This is a genomic window from Sphingobacterium sp. UBA3549 (assembly GCF_002376635.1).
In the GTDB taxonomy this organism is placed as follows: domain Bacteria; phylum Bacteroidota; class Bacteroidia; order Sphingobacteriales; family Sphingobacteriaceae; genus Sphingobacterium.
Window position 1 is genome coordinate 202,727 of record NZ_DFOE01000001.1, and the last position, 8,703, is coordinate 211,429.

The 8,703-nt window shown below is 40.3% G+C and carries 2 protein-coding genes; both read left to right on the forward strand.

The window, feature by feature from the left end; translation table 11 throughout:
* Positions 1-78: 78 nt before the first annotated feature.
* The gene (gene rpoB / locus B2W36_RS00915) at positions 79-3,888 is read left to right on the forward strand and encodes a DNA-directed RNA polymerase subunit beta (protein ID WP_209582325.1); all 3,810 of its coding nucleotides are present in this window, start codon (positions 79-81) and stop codon (positions 3,886-3,888) included.
* Positions 3,889-3,959: 71 nt separating this feature from the next.
* Positions 3,960-8,237, forward strand: coding sequence for a DNA-directed RNA polymerase subunit beta' (gene rpoC, locus B2W36_RS00920; RefSeq protein WP_209582328.1), 4,278 nt, complete (start codon positions 3,960-3,962; stop codon positions 8,235-8,237).
* Positions 8,238-8,703 lie beyond the last annotated feature (466 nt).

An 8,703-nucleotide genomic window follows, 5' to 3' on the forward strand; every position in this document is an offset into this window, starting at 1 on the left:
ATATGCTGGGCACAGTGGACACGTGGTTTACAGCATAAGTGTAAGCGCAGTTTTTTTAAAACTAAAATTCATATTCCCTTGGCAAACAATAATATTCAACAAGAAAGAATAAACTTTGCAACAAGTAAGAAAGTATTGGAGTATCCAGATTTCTTAGATGTGCAATTGGAATCTTTCAAGGAGTTTTTTCAATTAGAAACTACTTCTGACAACCGCCATCAGGAAGGGCTGTTCAAGGTATTCTCGGAAAACTTCCCTATTTCTGATTCAAGAAACATTTTTGTGCTAGAGTTTTTGGATTATTTCATTGATCCACCACGTTATGATATCCAAGAGTGTATCGAGCGCGGCTTGACTTATAGCGTTCCTTTAAAGGCTAAGTTAAAGTTATCTTGTAATGATGAAGAACACGAAGATTTCGAAACTATTGTTCAGGATGTATATCTAGGGACTATCCCTTATATGACTCCTAAAGGTACTTTCGTGGTAAATGGTGCAGAGCGTGTTATCGTATCGCAATTACACCGTTCACCAGGCGTTTTCTTTGGTCAAAGTAGACACACAAATGGTACTAAACTTTATTCTGCAAGGGTAATTCCTTTCAAAGGATCTTGGATCGAATTTGCAACTGACGTAAACAATGTCATGTATGCTTATATCGACCGTAAAAAGAAATTCCCAGTTACTACCTTATTGCGTGCTATCGGATACGATTCGGATAAAGATATCTTGGAATTGTTCGATTTAGCGGATGAAGTAAAAGTTAGTAAATCTGGTCTTAAAAAATATGTTGGTCGCCGTCTTGCGGCTAGGGTATTGAAAAAATGGGTAGAAGATTTCGTGGATGAAGATACTGGTGAAGTAGTATCCATCGATCGTAATGAAATTATCCTTGAGCGTGAAACTGTTCTAGAAGATGATCACATTGATTTTATTATCGAAGCTGGCGTTAAGTCTATTATCTTAGCGAAAGACGATGAGTCGAACAATGCTGACTATTCTATTATATATAACACTTTACAAAAAGATACGTCCAACTCGGAGAAAGAAGCTGTAGAACATATCTATCGCCAATTACGTAACGCTGAACCACCAGATGAGGAAACTGCGCGTGGTATCATCGACCGTTTATTTTTCTCTGACAAACGTTATGATTTGGGCGATGTAGGTCGTTACCGTATCAACCGTAAGTTGAAGTTGGATACTCCGGATGATACGAAAGTATTAACCCGTGAGGATATCATTGCAATTGTGAAGTATTTGATCAATTTGATCAACTCTAAAGCAGAGGTTGATGATATTGACCACTTGTCGAACCGTCGTGTACGTACAGTAGGCGAACAATTATATGCTCAGTTTGGTGTTGGTCTATCTCGTATGGCTCGTACAATCAGAGAGCGTATGAATATCCGAGATAATGAGGTATTTACACCGACTGATTTGATTAATGCACGTACACTTTCGTCGGTAATCAATTCGTTCTTCGGTACAAACCAATTGTCTCAGTTTATGGACCAAACTAACCCTCTTGCTGAGATTACGCATAAGCGTCGTTTGTCAGCTTTAGGTCCAGGTGGTCTTTCTCGTGAACGTGCAGGTTTCGAAGTTCGTGACGTTCACTATACGCACTATGGTCGTCTTTGTACAATTGAAACACCAGAGGGACCAAACATCGGTTTGATTTCCTCTTTGGCTGTACACGCAAAAATCAACCACTTAGGATTTATCGAAACTCCTTACCGTAAGGTAAAAGACGGGGTAGTTGTCGTTGACGAGCCTGTCGTATATTTATCTGCTGAGGACGAAGATGGTAAAACAATTGCGCAAGCGAATGCTTTGTATGATGACAAAGGTAATTTCGAAGATGCAAAAGTGAAAGCCAGATATGAGGGTGACTTCCCAATTATTGAGCCTAATATGCTCGATTATATGGACGTTGCTCCTAATCAAATTACATCTATTGCGGCTTCGTTGATTCCTTTCTTGGAACATGATGATGCCAACCGTGCTTTGATGGGATCAAACATGCAACGTCAGGCTGTGCCTGTATTGCGTCCACAAGCTCCTATTGTAGGTACTGGTCTTGAAGGGCGTGTTGCGAAAGATTCACGTACGTTGGTCAATGCTGAGGGTCACGGGGTAGTGGAGTATGTAGATGCTGATGAAATTAAGATCCGTTATGACAGAAACGACGATGATCGTCTTGTATCATTTGATGATGATGTCAAAACGTATAAGTTGATCAAGTTTAAGAAAACCAATCAAAATACATGTATGAACTTGAAGCCTATCGTTAAGAAAGGTCAACGAGTTGAACCAGGACAGGTATTGTGTGAAGGTTATGCAACTGAAAATGGTGAATTGGCATTGGGTCGTAACCTAAAAGTGGCATTCATGCCTTGGCAAGGATATAACTTTGAGGATGCGATCGTAATTTCTGAACGTGTAGCGAAAGAAGATTGGTTTACTTCTCTTCACATTGAGGAATTTGAACTTGAAGTTCGTGATACAAAACGTGGTGAAGAAGAGTTAACTGCTGATATTCCTAACGTTTCTGAGGAAGCAACAAAAGACTTGGACGAAAATGGTATTATCCGTATTGGTGCTGAAGTTGGGGGTGGTGATATCCTCATCGGTAAAATCACACCTAAAGGTGAGTCTGATCCTTCTCCAGAAGAGAAATTGTTGCGTGCAATCTTTGGTGACAAAGCTGGTGATGTAAAAGACGCTTCATTGAAAACTCCGCCTTCATTAAAAGGTGTTGTTATCGATACGAAGTTATTCTCCCGGGCGAAGAAAATGTCTAAAGAAGTTGAACGTAAAACTTTAGAGAAGCTAGAAGTTGCTCATGATAGAGCTGTTAAATCGTTGAAAGAACGTTTGGTGGAAAAATTATTTACAATAGTGAATGGTAAAACAAGCCAAGGTGTCTACAACGTATATAAAGAGTTGTTGGTTGCTAAAGGTGCTAAGTTTACACAAAAAATCTTGGCTGAATTAGATTACAACAACATCAACCCGATGGGATGGACAACTGACGAAGATAAAAACGAGTTGATCAAAATGGCCCTTCATAATTATAACATTAAAATTAATGAAGAGCTAGGTTCGTTTAAACGTGATAAATTTGCAGTATCTGTCGGTGATGAACTTCCATCCGGAATTGTGCAGATGGCTAAAGTTTACGTTGCTAAAAAACGTAAGCTGAAAGTAGGGGATAAGATGGCTGGTCGTCACGGTAACAAAGGTATCGTTGCACGTATCGTACGTGATGAGGATATGCCTTTCTTAGAAGATGGTACACCAGTTGATATCGTGTTGAACCCACTAGGGGTACCTTCACGGATGAACTTGGGACAGATCTACGAAACCGTATTGGGTTGGGCAGGTCAGAAATTAGGGGTTAAATTTGCTACACCTATCTTTGACGGTGCTGAAATGGATCAGGTACAGGATTGGGTTGCGAAAGCAGGTTTACCAAAGTCTGGACGTACATATTTGTATAACGGATTGACAGGTGACCGTTTTGACCAACCAACAACAGTGGGTGTAATCTACATGCTGAAATTAGGTCACATGGTGGATGATAAAATGCACGCACGTTCAATCGGTCCGTACTCATTGATCACACAACAACCTCTCGGTGGTAAAGCACAATTCGGTGGTCAACGTTTCGGTGAGATGGAGGTTTGGGCATTGGAAGCATTCGGTGCGTCTAACATCCTTCAAGAAATCTTGACTGTGAAATCGGATGACGTGGTCGGTCGTGCCAAAACTTACGAAGCAATCGTAAAAGGTAACAATCTTCCGACACCATCGGTACCAGAATCGTTCAACGTATTGGTACACGAGTTGCGTGGATTGGGTCTAGATATCACATTGGATTAATTAAGCAATTAGGGCTTTGAAGGGCTCGGTCCTTCAAAGCTTCTTTATAAAGCTTTAACTTTTGAATAAGTATGTCTTACAAAAAAGATAATAAAATTAAAAGCAACTTCACGTCGATTACGATCAGCTTGGCTTCTCCAGAAACTATTCTGGAACGCTCAAGTGGTGAAGTTACAAAACCAGAAACGATTAACTATCGTACCTACAAACCGGAACGTGACGGTTTATTCTGTGAGCGTATTTTTGGTCCCGTAAAGGACTATGAATGTCACTGTGGTAAATACAAACGTATCCGTTATAAAGGTATTGTATGTGACCGTTGTGGTGTCGAAGTAACAGAGAAGAAAGTACGTCGTGAGCGTATGGGACATATCAACTTGGTAGTTCCTGTTGCGCACATTTGGTATTTCCGTTCTCTTCCTAATAAAATTGGTTATTTATTGGGACTTCCGACCAAGAAATTGGATATGATCATTTACTATGAACGTTATGTGGTTATCCAAGCCGGTATTAAGGAAGAAGATGGTATCAACTTTATGGACTTCTTGACTGAAGAAGAATATTTAGATATTTTGGATACCTTACCAAAAGAAAATCAATATTTAGACGATAACGATCCTCAGAAATTTGTCGCTAAGATGGGTGCTGAGGCATTGGAGGATTTGTTGAAACGTATTGATTTGGATCAATTGTCATACGATTTACGCCACCAGGCTGCTAATGAGACTTCTCAACAACGTAAAAATGAAGCGTTAAAACGCCTTCATGTGGTTGAAGCTTTCCGTAGTTCACGTGAGAATATCGAAAATCGCCCAGAATGGATGATTGTGAAAATTGTTCCAATCATTCCACCTGAATTGCGTCCTTTAGTGCCTTTGGATGGTGGTCGTTTTGCGACTTCGGATTTGAATGACTTATACCGTCGTGTGATTATCCGTAATAACCGTTTAAAACGTTTGATCGAAATCAAAGCTCCTGAAGTAATCCTACGTAACGAAAAACGTATGCTTCAAGAAGCGGTAGACTCTCTATTTGACAACTCACGTAAAGTGAACGCAGTTAAAACAGAAGGTAACCGTGCACTGAAGTCTTTATCTGACATTTTGAAAGGTAAACAAGGTCGTTTCCGTCAAAACTTGCTAGGTAAACGTGTGGATTATTCGGCTCGTTCGGTAATTGTGGTAGGTCCTCACTTGAAATTACACGAGTGTGGTCTTCCTAAAGATATGGCTGCTGAACTTTACAAACCGTTTATCATCCGTAAGATGATCGAGCGCGGTATTGTTAAAACAGTAAAATCAGCTAAAAAAATTGTTGATCGTAAAGATCCAGTGGTATGGGATATCCTTGAAAATGTATTGAAAGGTCACCCTGTATTGCTAAACCGTGCACCTACGCTTCACCGTTTGGGTATTCAGGCTTTCCAGCCTACATTAGTAGAGGGTAAAGCAATTCAATTACACCCTTTAGTGTGTACAGCGTTCAACGCCGATTTTGATGGTGACCAAATGGCGGTTCACTTACCGCTAGGTAATGCCGCAGTATTGGAAGCTCAAATCTTGATGTTAGGCGCGCACAATATCTTAAACCCTGCGAATGGTTCTCCAATCACAGTACCATCTCAAGACATGGTATTGGGTCTTTATTATATTACTAAAGGCCGTAAAACCGCTGGCGATCATATCGTAAGAGGTCAAGATATGACTTTCTATTCCGCTGAAGAGGTAATCATCGCTTTAAACGAGAAGAAAATTGACCTGCACGCTTGGATCAAAGTAAAAACAAAAGTTAGACAAAAAGATGGTAGCATCGTTGATACCTTGTTAGAAACAACAGTAGGTCGCGTGATCTTCAACCAAGTTGTTCCTGAAGAAATGGGATTTGTCAACGAATTGCTTACGAAAAAATCGTTGCGTAATATCATCGGTGAAATTGTGAAGACTACGGGTATGGCTCGTGCGGCACAGTTCTTGGATGATATGAAAGAATTAGGATATCAGACAGCCTTCAAAGGAGGTCTTTCTTTCAACTTGGAAGATTTGAATATCCCTGCTGCGAAAGCCGAATTGATTCAACAAGCAACTAACGAGGTTGAAGAAGTAATGAACAACTACAACATGGGTTTCATTACGAACAACGAACGTTACAACCAAATCATCGATATCTGGACGCGGATCAACAACAGATTGACTGCTCACGTTATGGATATTCTTTCGAATGATAACCAAGGTTTCAACTCTGTTTATATGATGTTGGATTCTGGAGCCCGTGGTTCGAAAGAGCAGATCCGTCAGTTATGTGGTATGCGTGGTTTGATGGCGAAACCTCAAAAATCAGGTACTTCTGGTGGTGAGATTATCGAAAACCCGATCTTGTCAAACTTTAAAGAAGGTTTGTCCGTATTGGAATACTTTATCTCTACCCACGGTGCGCGTAAAGGTCTTGCCGATACGGCATTGAAAACAGCGGATGCGGGTTACTTGACTCGTCGTTTACATGATGTAGCGCAAGACATGATCGTTGTGGAACAAGATTGTGGTGGTTTGCGTGGTATATATACAACAGCATTAAAAGATAATGATGACGTTGTTGAACCATTATTCGATCGTATTTTAGGTCGTACGCCACTGCATGATGTACTTCATCCGGAAACTGATGAATTGATCGTTTCTGCAAACGAAGATATCACGGAGGAAATTGCTGAAACTATTGAAAAAGCAGGTATTGAAGGAATTGAGATTCGTACGGTATTAACATGTGAGTCTAAGCGTGGTGTTTGTGCGTGTTGTTACGGACGCAACTTGGCGTCAGGTAAGCGTGTTCAGTTGGGTGAAGCTGTCGGTGTTATTGCCGCGCAATCCATTGGTGAACCAGGTACACAGTTAACACTTCGTACATTCCACGTGGGTGGTACGGCATCCAACATTGCTGCTGATTCAAGTATCATTTCTAAATATGATGGTAGAATCGAATTTGAAAATGTACGTACAGTTTCGCAAACAAACGATAATGGCACGCATCAGGTGGTCTTAGGCCGTTCTGGTGAGGTCAAAATCATTGATGCACATAATAAAATTGTTTTCCAACAAAATATTCCTTACGGTTCGCAGTTATTCGTTGAAGATGGTGCCGCGGTATCAAAAGGAGATAAATTGGTAGAGTGGGATCCATATAACGCGGTGATTATTTCTGAATTTGCCGGTAAAGTTGAATTTGATGCTATCATCGAAGGTGTTACCTTCCGTGAAGAATCAGATGAGCAGACTGGTCACAAAGAGAAGGTAATTATTGAGACACGGGATAAAACGAAAAACCCATCTATCAAGATTTTAGATAAATCTGGAGAAGTTATTCGTACATACAACATTCCGGTTGGAGCGCACGTTTCTGTGGCTAATGGTGTCACTGTGAAAGAAGGTGGTATCTTAGTTAAGATTCCTCGTTCTACAGGTAAAACGCGAGATATCACGGGTGGTCTGCCACGTGTAACGGAATTATTCGAAGCACGTAACCCATCTAATCCTGCTGTTGTAACAGAAATCGACGGTGTGGTAACATTAGGTGGTGTGAAACGTGGTAACCGTGAGATGTCTATCGAGTCTCGTGATGGTCAAATCAAGAAATACTTGGTGCCACTTTCCAAACACATCCTTGTTCAGGACAATGACTTTGTGAAAGCAGGTATGCCATTATCAGATGGTTCGATTTCTCCAGCGGATATCTTGTCGATTAAAGGCCCTTCAGCTGTGCAACATTACATTGTGAATGGTATCCAAGAGGTATACCGTCTGCAAGGTGTGAAGATCAACGATAAACACTTCGAGACGATCGTTCACCAAATGATGCAAAAAGTTAATATTGAGGATCCAGGAGATACTCGTTTCTTAGAAAAAGAAGCAGTTAACAAATGGGATTTCATGGAAGAAAATGATTCCTTGTTTGACAAAAAGGTCGTTGTTGATGCAGGAGACTCTAATACGCTACGTCCGGGACAAATTGTTTCTTTACGTGGATTAAGAGAAGAGAACTCTAGTTTGAAACGTCGTGACTTAAAACTTGTTGAAGTTCGTGAAGCAATTCCGGCAACGTCAAGTCCATTGTTACAAGGTATTACCAGAGCTTCATTGGGTACGAAATCGTTCATCTCTGCAGCCTCTTTTCAAGAGACTACAAAAGTGTTGAACGAGGCTGCTATCGCAGGTAAACGTGATAACTTATTAGGTTTGAAAGAAAACGTAATTGTTGGTCACTTGATCCCTTCTGGTACAGGTATCCGTCAATACAGCAACTTAATCGTCGGTTCTCGCGAAGAGTACGATCAATTGTTGGCTTCGAAAGAAGAAGATTAATCGTTAATCGATTATTTTATATAAAGGGTCCAAGTGTATACTTGGACCTTTTTTGGTTTATGTAGAATGCGTTATTAGCACTATATCGACAAATATCCCACAACGACTGGAAATCGTTGTCGGTTACTTGTCGATATTTCTTGGTAGATCTGTGCTTTTTCATTTGATTTTACCCCTCTTATCTTTCTTTTTTCATTCTCTTAAACAGGAATAAAAAGAGGTGTTTTTATGATTGTAACTTGTATTTCAAGTCTTTTATAGGTGTACTTATAACTGTTATACAAAAAGAATCTCCCATCTTTCCAGGCAGTTATGTCCAAAATGAAATAAATAAAAACAAAAGGCTTGGAAGTTTGTTTCTAAACTTCCTATCTTTGCACCACTCCGCAAGGGAGGAACGGTTGCTTCGAAAGAAGAAACCCTGAAAAAAGAAGGGTTTAACGCGAGTTAAACGCGGAAATCGAAA

Coding starts and splice junctions, on each gene's coding strand:
- rpoC (WP_209582328.1), top strand. CDS start 3,960: ATGTCTTACAAAAAAGATAATAAAATTAAAAGCAACTTCACGTCGATT.